The sequence below is a fragment of the Microbacterium sp. A84 genome (assembly GCF_051842815.1).
Lineage (GTDB): Bacteria > Actinomycetota > Actinomycetes > Actinomycetales > Microbacteriaceae > Microbacterium.
In genome coordinates this window covers 1-16,456 of the sequence record NZ_JBPXMS010000007.1, presented here as the reverse complement: position 1 = coordinate 16,456, position 16,456 = coordinate 1, and the positions used below count along the sequence as shown (strand labels likewise).

The 16,456-nt window shown below is 64.7% G+C and carries 17 protein-coding genes; all 17 read right to left on the bottom strand.

Features of this window, described 5'->3' with window-relative positions; all coding sequences use genetic code 11:
• Positions 1–71 precede the first annotated feature (71 nt).
• Positions 72–1,595 (bottom strand): ribosome biogenesis GTPase Der, encoded by a 1,524-nt coding sequence (der, locus tag ACSU04_RS18180; protein ID WP_439290540.1) that lies wholly within the window; start codon positions 1,593–1,595, stop codon positions 72–74.
• Positions 1,585–2,286 (bottom strand): (d)CMP kinase, encoded by a 702-nt coding sequence (gene cmk / locus ACSU04_RS18175; protein ID WP_439290539.1) that lies wholly within the window; start codon positions 2,284–2,286, stop codon positions 1,585–1,587. Before cmk ends, der begins: the two co-directional genes overlap by 11 nt.
• A complete protein-coding gene (locus ACSU04_RS18170; RefSeq protein WP_439290538.1) occupies positions 2,279–3,403 on the bottom strand; it encodes a prephenate dehydrogenase in 1,125 nt (374 codons plus the stop codon). The genes cmk and ACSU04_RS18170 overlap by 8 nt, the downstream gene beginning before the upstream one ends.
• Positions 3,400–4,239: a pseudouridine synthase gene (locus ACSU04_RS18165; protein ID WP_439290537.1), complete on the bottom strand. Its 840-nt coding sequence runs from the start codon at positions 4,237–4,239 to the stop codon at positions 3,400–3,402. Before ACSU04_RS18165 ends, ACSU04_RS18170 begins: the two co-directional genes overlap by 4 nt.
• Positions 4,236–4,805, bottom strand: a complete 570-nt coding sequence (gene scpB / locus ACSU04_RS18160) for an SMC-Scp complex subunit ScpB (protein ID WP_439290536.1) — start codon at positions 4,803–4,805, stop codon at positions 4,236–4,238. Before scpB ends, ACSU04_RS18165 begins: the two co-directional genes overlap by 4 nt.
• Positions 4,795–5,619, bottom strand: a complete 825-nt coding sequence (locus ACSU04_RS18155; RefSeq protein WP_439285419.1) for a segregation and condensation protein A — start codon at positions 5,617–5,619, stop codon at positions 4,795–4,797. The genes scpB and ACSU04_RS18155 overlap by 11 nt, the downstream gene beginning before the upstream one ends.
• Complete coding sequence (locus ACSU04_RS18150; RefSeq protein WP_439285649.1) at positions 5,603–6,436, bottom strand: ParA family protein; 834 nt, start codon at positions 6,434–6,436, stop codon at positions 5,603–5,605. The genes ACSU04_RS18155 and ACSU04_RS18150 overlap by 17 nt, the downstream gene beginning before the upstream one ends.
• Positions 6,437–6,649: 213 nt before the next feature.
• On the bottom strand, positions 6,650–7,552 hold the full coding sequence (xerD, locus tag ACSU04_RS18145; RefSeq protein WP_439285417.1) for a site-specific tyrosine recombinase XerD: 903 nt from the start codon (positions 7,550–7,552) through the stop codon (positions 6,650–6,652).
• A gap of 2 nt (positions 7,553–7,554) precedes the next feature.
• Positions 7,555–8,124 carry an NUDIX domain-containing protein gene (locus tag ACSU04_RS18140; RefSeq protein ID WP_439290535.1) on the bottom strand — a complete coding sequence of 190 codons (570 nt, stop codon included), beginning with the start codon at positions 8,122–8,124 and terminating at the stop codon, positions 7,555–7,557.
• Positions 8,117–9,814 carry a CTP synthase gene (locus ACSU04_RS18135; protein ID WP_439285647.1) on the bottom strand — a complete coding sequence of 566 codons (1,698 nt, stop codon included), beginning with the start codon at positions 9,812–9,814 and terminating at the stop codon, positions 8,117–8,119. Before ACSU04_RS18135 ends, ACSU04_RS18140 begins: the two co-directional genes overlap by 8 nt.
• 26 nt (positions 9,815–9,840) lie before the next feature.
• Entirely contained in the window at positions 9,841–11,523 is a 1,683-nt protein-coding gene (recN, locus tag ACSU04_RS18130; protein WP_439290534.1) for a DNA repair protein RecN, read from the bottom strand.
• Positions 11,520–12,443 (bottom strand): NAD kinase, encoded by a 924-nt coding sequence (locus ACSU04_RS18125; RefSeq protein ID WP_439285411.1) that lies wholly within the window; start codon positions 12,441–12,443, stop codon positions 11,520–11,522. The genes recN and ACSU04_RS18125 overlap by 4 nt, the downstream gene beginning before the upstream one ends.
• Positions 12,440–13,237: a TlyA family RNA methyltransferase gene (locus ACSU04_RS18120; RefSeq protein WP_439290533.1), complete on the bottom strand. Its 798-nt coding sequence runs from the start codon at positions 13,235–13,237 to the stop codon at positions 12,440–12,442. The genes ACSU04_RS18125 and ACSU04_RS18120 overlap by 4 nt, the downstream gene beginning before the upstream one ends.
• Positions 13,234–13,416, bottom strand: coding sequence for a hypothetical protein (locus ACSU04_RS18115; protein ID WP_439285407.1), 183 nt, complete (start codon positions 13,414–13,416; stop codon positions 13,234–13,236). The genes ACSU04_RS18120 and ACSU04_RS18115 overlap by 4 nt, the downstream gene beginning before the upstream one ends.
• Before the next feature lie 44 nt (positions 13,417–13,460).
• Positions 13,461–14,492, bottom strand: coding sequence for an HAD-IIA family hydrolase (locus ACSU04_RS18110; protein ID WP_439290532.1), 1,032 nt, complete (start codon positions 14,490–14,492; stop codon positions 13,461–13,463).
• On the bottom strand, positions 14,493–15,311 hold the full coding sequence (locus ACSU04_RS18105; protein WP_439290531.1) for a hypothetical protein: 819 nt from the start codon (positions 15,309–15,311) through the stop codon (positions 14,493–14,495).
• The gene (locus ACSU04_RS18100) at positions 15,257–16,282 is read right to left on the bottom strand and encodes a hypothetical protein (RefSeq protein WP_439290530.1); all 1,026 of its coding nucleotides are present in this window, start codon (positions 16,280–16,282) and stop codon (positions 15,257–15,259) included. The genes ACSU04_RS18105 and ACSU04_RS18100 overlap by 55 nt, the downstream gene beginning before the upstream one ends.
• Between the last annotated feature and the right edge of the window lie 174 nt (positions 16,283–16,456).

Below are 16,456 nucleotides of genomic sequence, written 5' to 3'. Positions count from 1 at the left end.
GGATGCCGCGTTGTCGCAGCATCCACCTTCTATTGCACCACTCAGTCAGCCGTTAGGCAACCGTCAGACCACTAGTGCTGACGCTTCTCCCGCACACGCATGTTGATGACGAGCGGCGTGCCTTCGAACTCGTAGACCTCGCGCAGGCGGCGCTGGATGAACCGGCGGTAGCCGGGGTCCAGGAAGCCGGTCGTGAACAGCACGAACGTCGGCGGACGCGTCGATGCCTGTGTACCGAACAGAATGCGCGGCTGCTTGCCACCACGCAGAGGGTGCGGGTGCTCAGCGATCAGCTCAGCCAGGAATGCGTTGAACTTGCCGGTCGGGATACGGCGATCCCAGTTCTCCAGCGCGGTCTCCAGCGCAGGAACCAGCTTGTCGAAGTGACGACCGGTCTTGGCAGAGATGTTCACGCGCGGAGCCCACGTGACGTGGGCGAGGTCCTGCTCGATCTCGCGCTCGAGGTAACGACGGCGATCCTCGTTCTCCATGTCGTCGTCGGTCAGACGATCCCACTTGTTGAACGCCAGAACGAGCGAGCGTCCAGATTCGAGGACGAGGTCGATGATGCGAATGTCCTGCTCGCTGATCGTCTCAGAGACGTCGAGCACGACGACGGCAACTTCGGCCTTCTCCAGCGCAGCAGACGTGCGCAGCGAGGCGTAGAAGTCCGCGCCCTGCTGCAGGTGAACGCGGCGACGGATGCCGGCGGTGTCGACGAGACGCCACAGCTTCCCACCGAGCTCGACGACCTCATCCACCGGGTCACGGGTGGTGCCAGCGAGTTCGTTGACGACGACACGCTCTTCGCCGGCAGCCTTGTTCAGCAGCGACGACTTGCCCACGTTCGGGCGGCCGAGGATCGCGACACGACGCGGGCCACCGATCTCGTACTTCGCGACGGCCGAGATCTCCGGAAGCTTGTCGAGCACGGCATCCAAAAGGTCTGCCACGCCACGTCCGTGCACTGCGGAGGTCGGGTACGGCTGGCCGAGTCCGAGGCTCCACAGGGTCGCGATCTCCGGCTCCTGGCGGGCGTCATCGATCTTGTTGGCCACGAGGAACACCGGCTTGCCACTCTTGCGAAGCAGCTTGACGACGTGCTCGTCGGTGGAGGTCGCCCCCACCATCGCGTCAACGACGAACAGCACGATATCGCACAGGTCGATTGCGACCTCTGCCTGCGCTGCGACCGAAAGGTCGATGCCCTTCGCGTCGGGCTCCCAACCGCCGGTGTCCACCAGCGAGAAGCGGCGGTCATTCCACTCAGCCTTGTACGTCACGCGGTCGCGGGTGACACCGGGGGTGTCCTCCACGACGGCCTCACGACGGCCAAGGATGCGGTTCACCAACGCAGACTTACCCACGTTCGGGCGTCCGACGATGGCAACGACAGGCAGCGCAGGCAGGAATTCGATCCCGCCCTCTCCCTGCGTGATGCCGGCCAGAAGTATGGCATCCTCGTCATCCAGGTCGTAGTCGGCGAGACCAGCGCGCAGGGCCTCCGCGCGCTGTTCGGCGAGCTGCTCGTCGAGCTGCGCCATCTTCTCGGCGAGGCGGTCGGGACCGCCTTCGTATTCTTCGTCAGCGGGCATTTTCCGCTCCTTGCTTTCGTTCGATCACCGAGAGTACGGCGTCGATGGTCTGTGGGAAATCGAGGTCCGTCGAGTCAACGACCTCAACGCCTTCCGCGGCGTTCAGGAAGTCGACGACAGCACTGTCCGAGGCATCACGCTTGTGCAGCGCTTCTGCCACGGCAGCGGCATTCTCGCCGGCGAGTTCGCCGGCTCGTCTGGCAGCCCGCACCTCGGGGGCAGCTGTGAGTAGAATCCGCACCGGCGCGTCAGGGGCGACCACCGTGGTGATATCGCGTCCCTCGACGACAACCGCACGGTACGGCGAGGACGCAACCAGCGAACGGAAGAGGATGTTCACCTGTTCGCGTACGGCCGGAACTCGCGCGACGCCGCTGACGGCGCCAGAGACGCGCGGCTCGCGGATCGCCGCGGTGATGTCGTTGTCGCCAACGGCGACGGTGCGGTCGTCCGGGTCAAGACCCAGACGAAGATCGAAATCGGATGCCGCGGCGAGAACCGCGTCGGCATCGTCTGTCTCGGCACCACGGTCGAGCACGTACCAGGCGAGCGCGCGGTAAGCCGCTCCGGTGTCGAGGTAGCCGTAGGAGCGGGCCCGCGCGACAGCCTTGGAAACGCTGGACTTGCCAGAACCCGCTGGCCCGTCAATTGCGATGAACTTCGCTGCATCGGTCTGGGTCGCATCAGTCATTGGTCGCTCCCGCAATTCGCCATCCGCGCTGCTGCAGTCCTTCGATCGCACCGAGCAGTGCTGCCGGGGCCACGCTGATCTCTGCGAGGCCGAACTGTGCGCCTGGCGAATGTTCCAGGCGCAGGTCTTCCACGTTCACGCCCAGCTCCCCGAGCTCACCGAACAACCGACCGAGCTGGCCGGCGGTGTCATCGACCATGACGACGAGCTGATCGAACCTGCGGTTCTGTCCGTGCTTGCCAGGCAGCCGCTCGACGCCGTCATTGCCCTGGCGAATCGCCTCAGCAATGGCACGTCGTGCGCCCGGCGCTTCAGGCTCGCGGAGAGCATCCGAAACGGTACGCAGGTCGGCGGCAAGTGCGTCAAGCACGTCGACCACTGGTCGTGCGTTGGCACCGAGAATCTGCACCCAAAGTTCTGGAGCGGATGCGGCGATCCGCGTGGTGTCGCGCACCCCTTGGCCCGCAAGCCGGAGGGCGTCTTCGTCGGCCGTCGCAAGACGCGCCGCCAGCAGACTCGCAACGACCTGAGGCACGTGCGAGGTGAGGGCGACGGAGCGGTCGTGCTCCTCTGGCGTCATCTCCAGTGGCATCGCGCCGACGTCGAGCGCCAGCGCCTCCACCAGGGCAAGATCGGCGGTGCGAGTCTCCTCGTCACGGCAGACGACCCACGGACGACCGATGAACAGGTCTGCACGTGCGGAGATCGCTCCCCCACGCTCTCGCCCGGCGAGCGGGTGCGAGCCGATGTAACGGGTGACGTCGACGCCGCGGGCCTTGAGCGCGCGGAACGGCTCAAGCTTCACGCTCGCGACATCGGTGACGACAGCATCCGGGTAGCGTGTGAGTTCCGCCTCGATCACATCAGCCGTGACATCCGGCGGTACGGAGACGACGATCAGCGCGGGCGCATCATCCTCGCGCGCAGCGCGGCCGGCACCGTAATCGATCGCAAGACGCAGCTGCGCAGGCGATGTGTCAGAGAGAACGACGTCAACGCCCTTGGCCGTCAGCGCATGGCCGATGCTCGCGCCGAGAAGGCCGGCACCGACTATGCGCACCGTCCCCGAAAGCCGCGGCGCATTGCCGCTGCCATTCGTTCTGGCGGTTTCGCTCACTGGTTCTCCTGGGCGTCTCCCGGCGTAGCGTCCGCGGGGGAATCATGGCGCGAGAGAGTCAACAGCGCACCACGTTCGATTTTAGTCAGTTCCCGAGTCTTCCCCGCAGGGAGAGTTCCCAGGTGGAGCGGGCCGAACTGACGACGGACGAGCTCGGTGACCGGATGCCCGACCGCGGCGAGCATCCTGCGCACGATGCGGTTGCGACCTGAGTGCAGCGTGAGCTCTACCAGGCTCGACGCCCCGCGGCCGCCCACCGTACCCTTCGAAGAGTCCAGTAGCCGTGCTTTATCGGCCTTGATCGGGCCGTCGTCGAGCTCGATTCCCTTGGTGAGCTGCGCGATCACCTGCGCGGTGACCGTGCCCTCGACCTTGGCGATGTAGACCTTGGTCACGCCGAATGAGGGATGCGCGAGCACATGCGCGAGATCGCCGTCGTTCGTGAGGATGAGCAGACCACTCGTCTCGGCGTCCAGACGTCCGACGTTGTACAACCGCTCTTCCCAGTCGTCAGTGAACTGACGGAGGTCAGGTCGGCCGTTCTCGTCACTCATGGTGCTGACGACGCCGGTGGGCTTGTTCAGCATGACGTAGCGCTTGGACACATCCAACTGGACCGCGACGCCATCGACGTCGACCAGGTCGGTCTCCGGGTCGATGCGGCGGCCGAGTTCCTCGACGACCTTGCCGTTGACGCGGATGCGCCCCTCGACGATGTACTGCTCGACCACTCGGCGCGATGCCACGCCGGCCGCGCTGAGTACCTTCTGCAGCCGGATGCCTTCCGGCGCGTCACCGCTGTCTGGAGTGGGTGTAGGGAACTGGTTGTCATTCATCGGATGCTTCCTTCTTCAAATCCTTCGGCACCGTCAGCAAGCAACGGTGAAATCGGCGGCAGTTCGTCAAGCGAGTTGATGCCGAGATTCTGCAGCAGCGCATCGGTCGTACCGTAGTTGATCGCGCCGGTCTCTGAGTCGGCGAACAACTCGGTGATCAGGCCACGAGCCAGCAGCGTGCGCACCACCGAGTCGACATTCACCGCACGGATGGATGCCACCTGGCTGCGTGTAACCGGCTGCTTGTAGGCGATCACGGCAAGAGTCTCCAGCGCAGCCTGCGACAGACGCGCCGGAGCCTGTCCCCCGACGAAATCGGCGACCAGGGCGTCATGGTCATCGCGGACATACAGCCGCCAGCCGCCGCCGACCTCACGCAGTTCGAACCCTCGACGCGGGCCCTGGCCGTTCCCGTCGTAATCGTTCACAAGGGTTTCGATCGCTTGACGCACAGCAGGCACTGGCGCGCCAACAGCGGCAGCAAGCGCGATGAGGCCCAACGGCTCATCGATGATCAGCAGGATCGCCTCGAGCTTCTCGGTCAGCGGGAGAGTCTCATCGGTCATAGTCAGCCCCCAGGCTCGCGAGTGTCTCATCCGACCAGGAGTCGGCGGCCCAACGAAGCGTCAGCTCGCCGAGCGGTTCCAGTTGCACGAAGGAAAGTGCGGCGTGTCGGTAGAGTTCGAGCACCGAGATGAATCGTGCGACGACGATGCCGGGCTCAGTGGCGCCGGCAACGAGCTCACGGAAGGTGATCGATTCGGTGTTCCGCAGCAGCGTCACGACGATCGCCGCCTGCTCACGGATGCTGACCAGAGGCGCATGCAGGTGACCGAGCCCGATGCTGGGGATTTCCTTGGGTGCGAACGCGAGCATCGCCAGCGCCGCGAAATCATCGACGTTGAGCGTCCAGACCAGTTCGGGTGCCTGCTTACGATGCTTTTCATCCAGGCGCACGGCGCGGATGTGACGGCGGTCTTCGCGCTGCAGGCAACGTGAGAACCACGTCGAAACTTCTTTGAAGGCACGGTACTGCAGCAGGCGGGCGAACAGAAGATCCCGCGCTTCGAGCAGAGCGACCGCTTCTGCGTCGACGAGCTCGCCCTGCGGGAGCAGGCCTGCGACCTTCATATCCAAAAGGGTCACCGCAACGACGAGAAACTCGGATGCCTGATCCAGCTCCTCGTCCGAATCCAGCTCCCGCAGATATGCGATGAACTCGTTCGTGACCGCGCTCAACGACACCTCGGTGATGTCCATCTCATGCTGAGAGATCAGGTTCAGCAGCAGATCGAATGGCCCGTCGAAGTTGGACAGCGAGACGCGGAAGCCTTCGACCGGGTCGGGCTCAGTTTCTTCGGAGCTATGCGACAGCGCCACGGGCGACCAGTTCCCGCGCCAGTCGCAGGTACGCCTGGGCGGCGGCATGCTCCGGCGCGAACTCGGTGATCGGAACGCCCGACACCGATGCGTCGGGGAACTTCACCGTGCGACCGATCACCGTTTCCAGCACGTCGTCCCCGAATGTCTCCACTACCCGTTCCAGAACTTCACGGGAGTGCAACGTGCGCGCGTCGTACATTGTCGCCAGAAGGCCGTCGAGGGTGATCCCCGGGTTCAGCCGGTCGCGCACCTTCTCGATTGTTTCGATGAGCAAAGCAACACCACGGAGAGCAAAGAACTCGCACTCCAGCGGAATAAGTACGCCGTGACTCGCCGTCAGCGCGTTCACGGTCAGCAGTCCGAGAGAGGGCTGGCAGTCAATCAGGATGACGTCGTACTCTCCGGCGACCTGACGCAGGACGCGGGCGAGGATCGTCTCACGGGCGACCTCGTTGACCAGGTGCACCTCGGCGGCCGACAGGTCGATGTTCGCGGGAAGAACGTCAAGCCCGGGCGTCGCCGAATGGACAATCACTTCATGCGCGTCGCGCTTGGTGTCCAGCAGCAGGTCATAGATCGTTGGCACGTCGTGCGTGGGAATGCCGAGCCCGGCAGAGAGTGCACCCTGCGGGTCGAAGTCGACCGCGAGTACCTTGCGCCCGTACTCGGCGAAGGCAGCCGCGAGGTTGATCGTCGTCGTCGTCTTACCGACGCCGCCCTTCTGGTTGCACAGCGCGATGATGCGCGCAGGACCGTGCGATTCGAGCGGCGTTGGGGTGTCGAAGCCGTGGTAGGGGCGCCCCGTGGGTCCCATCAGGATGTCGTCGCCCTTAGACGACGTCTTACCCTTGGACTTCGCCACGTTCTGACTCACCGATTCTCCTGCTTCCCTCGTGCGTCCTCAATTCTAGCGACCCCGCGCCCGTTGTCCTCGTTGCCGCCCCGCATTCCCGCCTTTCCCAGCTTGCGAGTGGGCGGGTGTGGCTGCAATTCTTCGAAAAAATGAGCCACAAGTGCCCGCTCGCAACTAGCGGGCGCGGGGATGCGACGTTGCGTAGATGTCGCGGAGCGTGTCGACCGACACGTGCGTGTAGATCTGAGTCGTCGCCACCGATGCATGACCGAGCAGCTCCTGCACGACGCGCACATCGGCACCACCCTGCAGCAGATGCGTGGCGAAAGAGTGCCGCAAGGTGTGCGGCGACACCTCGGAGGTGATGTGCGCGGCGCTAGCCGCAGCGCGAATCACTAGCCAGGCACTCTGACGCGACAGCGGCGCTCCGCGAGCGCCGAGGAACAGTCGCGCCGACGACTGTCCCTTCGCCGCGAGGGCGGGTCTCACGCGGGTGAGGTAGGCGTCCACCGCATCCCTCGCGAAGGAACCCACCGGAACGATGCGCTCCTTGGATCCTTTGCCACGCAGACGCAGCACGTCACCGTGCGCGAGGTCGTCGACGTCGAGACCCACGGCTTCCGAGACACGCGCGCCGGTCGCGTAGAGCAGTTCAAGCAGCGCCCGGTCGCGGATGCCGATGGGCTCCTCGGCCGACGGCGCGGCAAGCAGCCGCTCCACCTGATCGATCGTGAGTGCCTTCGGGAGCCGCTGCGGAGCCTTCGGCGGCCGGAGCCTGCCGCTCGGATCTTCGAGCTCGATCCCCTCCCGCACGAGATACCTGTGCAGCCCCCGCACCGAGGACTGCAGCCGCGAAAGACTCGTCGCCGCAGGAGCTGGAACCATCGCCGACCGATCAGCGATGAAGCGGCCAATGATCGAGCCGCTGACCGCCGTGGTGTCATCGATTCCGACATCGGTCAGCCATGCCAGGTACACGTCCAGATCACGGCGATATGCGCTGATCGTGTGCTCGGACAGTCCGCGCTCGATCGTGACATGCCGGATGTACGTATCGATCGCACGGTCCAGCCGCATGACTACTCTCCGGTTCGCCTGAGCGTCGCGGCGAGCACACCGTTCGCCAGCAACGCGTTGCGCATACGCCCGTCGAGCACTGCAGCCACGGCATCCGCCAGCGGCACCCACTCAATGCGGATGTCGGCTTCTTCGTCTTCGCGAGTGTGCGAGTCCGGTGCTGCGGACAGCCCCGTTGCGAGGAAGAAATGGACGATCTCGTTGCTGCCACCTGGAGTCGTGTACGTCGACAACAACGGCTGCCAGTCCGCCGCCACGATGTCAGTCTCCTCTGCCAGCTCACGCTGCGCAGCGATCACCAATTCCTCCCCCTCGATGTCGAGGAGGCCGGCCGGTAGTTCCCAGTCACGGTGTCGAATCGGGTGCCGGTACTGCTGAATCAGCAGAACGCGCTCCTGATCGTCGATCGCCACGATCACCACCGCTCCGGTGTGATCGACGTACTGACGAGTGATCTCGGAATCGCCGTAACGGAACGTATCCGAGCGGATATCCCACACCGCACCCCGATATGGCACCTCGGTGGAGATGACCTCAGGGTTCAGTGGTTCGTCGCGCAGCTCGTCAGTCATCGGCCGAGACGTCGAACAGTTCGCTGGAGCGGTGACGCTCGATCGCTGCGCCGATCAGACCGCGGAACAGCGGATGCGGCGCGGTCGGACGCGAGCGCAGCTCTGGGTGCGCCTGGGTGGCGATGTAGTACGGGTGCACGGCACGCGGCAATTCGACGTACTCGACGAGGTCGAGCTCGGGGTTGAGGCCGGAGAACACGAGACCCGCCTCGGTGAGGCGTGCACGGTAGGCGTTGTTGACCTCGTAGCGGTGACGGTGACGCTCGGATGCTTCCAAGCTGCCGTAGAGCTCGGCAGCCAGAGATCCTTCGGCAAGTGTTGCCTGGTACAGCCCGAGACGCATGGTGCCGCCGAGGTCGCCACCGTCGATGATGTCGACCTGCTCGGCCATGGTCGCGATGACAGGCTCAGCCGTCTCCGGGTCGAACTCGGTCGAGGACGCACCGACGATGTCGGCCATGTTGCGGGCGTACTCGATGACCATGCACTGCAGACCCAGGCACAGGCCGAGGGTGGGGATGCCCTGTTCGCGAGCGAACTTCAGCGCGCCGAGCTTGCCTTCGATGCCGCGGATGCCGAAGCCGCCGGGGACGCAAATGCCGTCGACGGTGCTCAGCGCCTTCTCCGCGCCTTCTGGCGTCTCGCAGGAATCAGAGGGAATCCAACGGATGTTGACCTTGGTCTCCTGCGCGAACCCACCGGCCTTGAGCGCCTCGGTCACCGACAGGTACGCGTCGGGCAGGTCGATGTACTTGCCGACGAGACCGATCGTGACCTCGTGCTTCGGGTTGTGCACGGCGTGCAGAACCTTCTGCCACCGCGACCAGTCGACCTCGGGTGCTGCTTTGGCGTCGAGTCCGAGCCGGCGCGCGATGTACGAGTCGAGTCCCTGGTCGTTGAGCGTCGAGGGGATGTCGTAGATGCTGGGGAGGTCAACCGTGTTGATGACCGCTTCTACCTCGACATCGCACATCAGCGCGATCTTGTTGCGGTTGCTGACGCTGACGGGTCGGTCGCTACGCAGCACAAGAGCGTCCGGCTGGATGCCGACCTGGCGAAGCGCTGCGACGGAGTGCTGCGTCGGCTTGGTCTTCTGCTCGCCGGAGGCGCCCATGAACGGGACGAGCGAGACGTGCACGAAAAATACGCTGTCGCGGCCGAGTTCGTGGCGCAGCTGACGCGCAGCTTCCAGGAACGGCTGCGACTCGATGTCGCCGACTGTTCCGCCAACCTCTGTGATGATGACATCGGGCTTCGGCGATTCGCCGGCCTGCAGGCGCATGCGGCGCTTGATCTCATCGGTGATGTGCGGGATGACCTGCACGGTGTCGCCGAGGTACTCTCCGCGGCGCTCCTTCGCGATGACCTGCGAGTAGATCTGACCAGTGGTGACGTTGGCAGCCTCCGACAGGTTGATGTCGAGGAACCGCTCGTAGTGGCCGATGTCGAGGTCGGTCTCTGCACCGTCGTCGGTGACGAACACCTCACCGTGCTGGAAGGGGTTCATCGTGCCTGGATCGACGTTCAGGTACGGGTCAAGCTTCTGCATCACAACGCGCAAACCGCGCGCGGTGAGAAGGTTTCCCAGGCTGGCCGCCGTGAGCCCTTTACCCAAAGACGAAACGACACCGCCAGTCACAAAAATGTGCTTGGTTGTGTCGTTTTTAGGTCCCGCAGCAGAAGAGTTCATCACGGGCTTAAATCCTAACAGTTCGCTCAGGCACTAAGGCTGAGAAGTTCTCGGGCATGGGTGAGGGCAGCATCCGAATCAGTAAGTCCCGACAGCAGTCGCGCCATCTCCGCCTCGCGATCGCTGCCCTCCAGACGCCGGACACTGGACGCGGTTACCGCGCCATCATTAGCTTTCACGACAGAAAGATGGTTGGTGGCGAAGGCTGCGACCTGCGCCAGATGTGTCACAGCAATCACCTGAGATGTCTCTGCAAGTCGGGCGAGTCGCCGTCCCACTTCGATTGCGGCGGCACCGCCGATTCCGGCATCCACTTCGTCGAACACGAACGTGGGAACAGGATCGGTTCCGGCGATCACGACTTCGACGGCCAGCATCACACGCGAGAGCTCACCACCGGATGCGCTCTTGGCCACCGAGCGCGGTTCGGCGCCAGGATGCGGGGCCAACAGGATCGCGACATCGTCACGGCCGTGTGCACTCGCCGATCCCTCGCGTATGGAGACCTCGAGTGTGGCGTCCGGCATCGCCAGCGCGTGCAGCTCTTCGGTGACCGCACTGCCCAGTCTGACGGCGGCTTCGGTGCGAGTCGAGGTGAGGATCGCCGCGACGTCATCGAGCGTCGCTCTGGCTGCGTCGCGCTCCGAGTGCAGCCGTTGCAGACGGTCGCCGTCATCGTCGAGCTCTGCCAACCGCGTAGACCCGCTGTGCCAGAGCTCGAGCGCTTCGTCCAACGATCCGTGCGCGCGGATCAACGTGGTCAGAGCCGCGCGGCGTTCTTCGACGGCGGCGAGTTCATGGGGGCCAGTCTCATCGAGATCGGCGAGATATGCGGAGAGCTGGAGTGCGAGATCTGAGACGCGATAGCCGACGTCGGCGATCTGCTCGGAGATCTCGGTGAGCGCCGGGTCCGCGACGCGCTCGAGGTTTCTTCTGGCCTCCGCCACGAGCGCGGATGCATCGGGTTCGCCCTCTTCGCTGGAGAGCGCATTGCGCGCGAGGGATGCGGCGAGTCGCAGCTCTTCAGAATTGGAGAGCCGCACGGCGCGCTCCGCGAGCACGGCATCCTCCCCCGGCTCTGGCGCGGTCGCTTCGATCAGCGCCAGTGCCTCACGCAGGCGATCCGCTTCTTCAGCGCGACGATCACGATTCTCGGTGATCTCGGCGATCTCGGTGTCCAGCTCACGCCAGCGTGCGAACGCCGTCGAGTACGCCTCCACTGCCGTGGCGATCGGTTCTCCGCCGAAGCGGTCGAGTGCGTCACGCTGCGCGGCCGTGGAACGCAGCCGCAACTGCTCAGACTGACCGTGTACGACGACGAGTTCATCGGCGAGGGCAGCCAGCACGCCGGCAGGCGCCGCACGTCCGCCGACGCTGGCTCTGCTGCGGCCTTCGGCGTTCAGCGTTCGCGAGATGTACAGCTCGCCCCAGCCGTCATCGAGTGGCTCCAGTTCACCGCCTGCGTCTGTGACGATGTCCGCCACTCGACCCTTGATCGGTACGATCCATACCCCTGCGGCCGAGGCCTGAGCCGCGCCAGCACGCACAGCGCCTGAGTCGGCACGCTGGCCGAGCAGCAGCCCGAGACCTGTGACAACCATGGTCTTGCCCGCACCGGTCTCACCGGTGATCGCGGTGAAGCCGGGACCGAGAGGCAGCACGGCGTCTGCAATGACGCCGAGTCCCTGCATCCGCATCTCCTCGATCACGCCGGAGCTCCCCCGGCCTGTCCGCGCCAGCCAGCCACAGGCAGCTGGAACTTGCGCACGAGACGGTCGGTGAACGCGGTCGGGTGGAGCCTGGCGAGACGTACCGGCCGTGAAGAACGGCGTACCACGACACGGGCTCCGGGAGGAAGTTCATGCGATCGACGCCCATCGCACCACAGGATGCCGGATCCGTCGGTGCGCTCGAGCATCTCGATCGCGACGGAAGCGTCAGGGCTGACCACGAGCGGACGGGCGAACAGCGCATGAGCGGACAGCGGGATCACTGCGATCGCCTCGACGCTCGGCCAGATGACCGGACCGCCGGCGGAGAAGTTGTAGGCAGTGGAACCGGTGGGAGTGGAGATCACCATGCCGTCGCAGCCGTAGCTCGACAGCGGTCGGCCATCAATCTCGACGACGACCTCGATCATGCGCTCGCGACTGGCTTTCTCGACCGTTGCTTCGTTCAAAGCCCACGTTTCGAAGACGACCGAGCCTGTGGCATCTTTCACGCGCACCGCGAGGGCGAGCCGCTCCTCGACGTCGTAATCGCGGGCGATCACGCGATGCACGGCGTCGTCCATGGCATCGCGTTCAATCTCTGCCAGGAAACCGACGTGGCCCATGTTGATGCCGAGCACCGGCGCGCTGTTCGTGCCACGGACAAGCTCAGCCGCACGCAGGATCGTGCCGTCACCGCCCAGCACGATCGCCAGCTCCAAGTCATCAACACCGACGACATCGCCCAGTGCGTCGACGTCTCCGAAGACGGGATCGACTGCAGCGAGCTCTGCCCTGTCATCGACCGACAGCACGGGACGGGCACCCGCACCACGCAACAACTCGATGACGCGACGGGCTGCGGCGACGGTATCGTCGCGGCCGGCATGGGCAACGACCAAGATATTTCGCTCGTTCATCGGCCCCCTGCCAGCTCGTTGATGCGTTCCGTCCATTCTGTCGGATTACTGCCGCGTGCGGGCGACATGTGGATGAGGAATTCGGCGTTGCCATGGGTGCCGAGAATCGGCGAGGCAATGATTCCGAGCATGCCGAGTCCGGCATCCCAGCCGTTCCACACCACACGGGCGACGGCGTCGGAGCGCGTGGCAGGATCGGTGACCAAGCCGCCGCGCACAGCAGTGCGCCCGACTTCGAACTGCGGCTTCACCAACAAGACGATGTCGGCGTCGGATGCGGCGACACCTGCGACCGCCGGAAGAATCAATTCGAGCGAGATGAAGGAGAGATCGCCGACGATCAAGTCGGGTGCGTCAGTCTCGCCGGTCGCTTCTGCCAGATTCTCGCGCGTCATGTACCGCACGTTGAATCCCTCGACGCTCACGACCGCGTGGTCTTCGGCGATGGATGCCGCGAGCTGATCATGCCCGACATCTACGGCCAGCACCTTACGGGCACCGCGTTCGCGGAGAACCTGCGTGAACCCACCAGTGGACGCACCCATGTCGAGGGCGAGGCGGCCTTCGGCCTTCACGTCGAAGGCGTCGAGCGCGGCGACGAGCTTTTGGGCGCCGCGGCTGACGTAGTGGTCAGACTCAGCCAACGTGATCACGGCGTCGTCGCCTACGGCAGCCGAGGCTTTGATGATCTGTCGGCCATTGACGCTCACCAGCCCCGCGACGATCAGCGTGGCAGCGTGCGTGCGGGAGCGTGCCAGTCCTCGGGATGCGAGGGCGGCGTCAAGGCGAGTCATCTGTCTCCGGACGTAGTCTTTTCTCGGGAGTCGAGCTTCGTGCCACTCTCAAGTCGGCGGAACAGCTCGTCGTGGAACGTCGAGTACGCATCGGCGCGCGAAGCAAGCGGCTGTCCCTCGATCAGACGCAGCCGACTCCACAGACCATCGGTCGGCGCGGTCGCATTCTCTTCGCTCACAGTTCCACTTTACGTGCCGTCACCGACATGGCAGCGAGGCGCACTCAGGGACGGTAGAACGGATCTTCGTAGAGTTTCTCCGGAACGTTGAGCACGAACACCGGAGTGCCCGAATCCCAGATCGCAATCGCCCCGGCACGGACGAGATCAATCTGGCGAGTACCTTCCGAGAGGATCTCGACGTCTCCCCCGATCACCCGAACGGATGCCCCGTTGACGGTGACCACGCCATCCTTGCGCTGCGTCTGCGGGTAGGGCTCGTGCAGTTCGCGAAGGTCACTCAGGATGAAGGTCGGACGCGATCCCTCGGGAGCCGCAAGTACATGCTTCGGTCTGTCGATGCCGGTGAGCACCAGCACGGAATCGATGCCGACGCGTGCCGCACCTAAGATGTCGGTGTCGAGTCGGTCACCGATGAAGAGTGTTTTGGTCGCACCGAAGCGCGCGATCGCTTCTTCGAAGATAGGGATCTCGGGCTTGCCGGCGACAGTCGCGAGACGCCCCACAGCGGTGTGAACCGCCGACACAAGCGTGCCATTGCCAGGAGCGACACCGCGCTCACGCGGAATCGTCCAGTCACTGTTGGTGGCGATCCAGGGGATGCCGCCTTCTTCCTCCGGAACCTTGAGCGCGAACGCTGCCTCTGCCAAGTCGGTCCAGGCCACCTCGGGGGCAAAGCCCTGCACGACAGCATCCGGGGAATCCTCGGCGCTGCGTGTAACCGTGTAACCGGCCTTCTCCGCCTCGACCACAAGGCCTTCGCCCCCGACGATCAGCAAGGTGGCGGGCGGAGGGACCATGGTGACGAGCAAGCGCATCGCAGCCTGCGGACTGGTCACGACATCGTTCGCCACGACCGTGAGGCCGAGGGACGTGAGGTGCTCAGCGACTGAGGCGTCAGTGCGGGAAGCGTTGTTCGTGATGTAGCCGACACGACGAGTGTGTGCGACCTTGTTCAAACTTTCAACGGCGTACGGAAGCGCACCAGGGCCGGCGTAAACAACGCCATCAAGGTCAGCGAGGACGACGTCGACGCCATCGAGCGGAGTGGGGCGCGATCGAGAGAAAAGACCCACTCAGGAATCCGCCTTCGGTGCCTCGACGGATTCGTCTTCGACGATCGTTTCGGGCTCGGTTTCGAGCTCTTCAGCCGGCTCGTCGACCGGTTCGCTAACGGTTGGCTCTTCCACAGCGGAAGCAACCGGTGCATCGACGCTCTCGTCGTCGGGGAACTCCCCTTCGATCAGACCGTCTTCGACAATCATTTCGTCGTCATCTCCCATGCCGAGAGCATCCGCAGCAACTTCTGCGCGGTCGAGCCAGAAGGCGGCCTCATCGTCACGTCCGAGGTCTTCCAGAACAGCAGCGTGCGCGCCGAACAGCGCAGGACTCCATTCGAAGGCGCGGTCGGGATTGAGCTCGGGGATCTGAAGCTCACCGAGTGCGAGCTCGGTCTCGCCCTGGTCAAGGCGGGCACCGGACATCGCAATTGCAAGGGCGACGCGAACGGGCGTCGAAAGATTGGAACGATCCGCAGCACGACCAGTCTCGAGAGCGCGATCGGAACGGCCGATACCGCGCTCACTGTCGACCATCAACGCGATCTGATCATCCTTACCGGAGATGCGACGGTACGTACGCAGCTCACGAAGAGCGAGGGCGAAGTCGCCGGTCGCGTAGGCAGTGATGCCGAGCGACTCACGCACGATTGCGATGCGACCAGCGCGACGGGATGCAGCAAGTGCGTGCTCGTGGGCGAGTGCGGGATCCTCTTCGATGAGGCGCGCGGCCATTGCAAGGTGACGTGCGACCTGCTCGGCGTTCTCCTTGCTCAGCGTCTTCAGCTCATTGCGTGCCGAAGTGTGCAGATCATCCGGAGTGACGTCTTCCGGCACCTCAGGGTCGTTGAAGCGAGGGCGATCGTCTGAATGGCGATCCGGACGTTCCCGGTCAGCGCCTCCGCGCTGCGGGAAGCCGCGGCCGCCACTGCGGTCGTCGCGGCGCGGAGCGCCACCATCGCGGTTGCCCTGATAGCCGCCCTCACGACGCGGAGCAGCACCATCACGGTTGCCCTGGTATCCGCCCTCACGACGCGGAGCAGCACCATCACGGTTACCTTGGTATCCGCCTTCGCGGCGCGGAGCGCCGCCGTCGCGGTTGCCCTGGTATCCGCCCTCACGACGCGGAGCAGCACCATCACGGTTGCCCTGATAGCCACCCTCACGACGAGGAGCAGCACCATCACGGTTACCTTGGTATCCGCCTTCGCGGCGCGGAGCGCCACCATCACGGCTTCCCTGATAGCCACCCTCCCGACGCGGAGCAGCACCATCACGACGCGGAGCGCCGCCATCGCGGTTGCCCTGGTATCCGCCCTCACGACGAGGAGCAGCACCATCACGGTTACCTTGGTATCCGCCTTCGCGGCGCGGAGCGCCACCATCACGGCTTGCCTGGTATCCGCCCTCACGACGAGGAGCAGCACCATCACGGTTGCCCTGATAGCCACCCTCACGACGAGGAGCAGCACCATCACGGTTACCCTGGTATCCGCCTTCGCGGCGCGGAGCGCCACCATCACGGTTGCCCTGGTATCCGCCCTCACGACGAGGAGCAGCACCATCACGACGCGGAGCACCGCCGTCGCGGTTGCCCTGATAGCCGCCCTCACGACGAGGAGCAGCACCATCACGGTTACCTTGGTATCCGCCTTCGCGGCGCGGAGCGCCACCATCGCGGTTGCCCTGATAGCCGCCCTCACGACGAGGAGCACCACCATCACGGCGAGGTGCAGCACCATCACGGGCTGGAGGCGTCGAGCGATCAGTGCGCGGAGGACGGCCCTGACGGTCGTCGCGCCGGGCATTGGAACTGTCTTCGCGTCGTGGTCGACGCTCGTCCTCGTTAGGCATGGTCCTGATTCTCTCAACTTCCTGTAAAACGCAAAATGGCCACCCAGCGTTGGGTGGCCATTTTGTCTAAAAGAAGTCCGGCGGTGTCCTACTCTCCCACAGGGTCCCCCCTGCAGTACCATCGGCGC

Coding starts and splice junctions, on each gene's coding strand:
- der (WP_439290540.1), bottom strand. CDS start 1,595: ATGCCCGCTGACGAAGAATACGAAGGCGGTCCCGACCGCCTCGCCGAG.
- cmk (WP_439290539.1), bottom strand. CDS start 2,286: ATGACTGATGCGACCCAGACCGATGCAGCGAAGTTCATCGCAATTGAC.
- ACSU04_RS18165 (WP_439290537.1), bottom strand. CDS start 4,239: ATGAATGACAACCAGTTCCCTACACCCACTCCAGACAGCGGTGACGCG.
- scpB (WP_439290536.1), bottom strand. CDS start 4,805: ATGACCGATGAGACTCTCCCGCTGACCGAGAAGCTCGAGGCGATCCTG.
- ACSU04_RS18150 (WP_439285649.1), bottom strand. CDS start 6,436: ATGGGACCCACGGGGCGCCCCTACCACGGCTTCGACACCCCAACGCCG.
- xerD (WP_439285417.1), bottom strand. CDS start 7,552: ATGCGGCTGGACCGTGCGATCGATACGTACATCCGGCATGTCACGATC.
- ACSU04_RS18140 (WP_439290535.1), bottom strand. CDS start 8,124: ATGACTGACGAGCTGCGCGACGAACCACTGAACCCTGAGGTCATCTCC.
- ACSU04_RS18135 (WP_439285647.1), bottom strand. CDS start 9,814: ATGAACTCTTCTGCTGCGGGACCTAAAAACGACACAACCAAGCACATT.
- ACSU04_RS18125 (WP_439285411.1), bottom strand. CDS start 12,443: ATGAACGAGCGAAATATCTTGGTCGTTGCCCATGCCGGCCGCGACGAT.
- ACSU04_RS18120 (WP_439290533.1), bottom strand. CDS start 13,237: ATGACTCGCCTTGACGCCGCCCTCGCATCCCGAGGACTGGCACGCTCC.
- ACSU04_RS18100 (WP_439290530.1), bottom strand. CDS start 16,282: ATGCCCGGCGCGACGACCGTCAGGGCCGTCCTCCGCGCACTGATCGCT.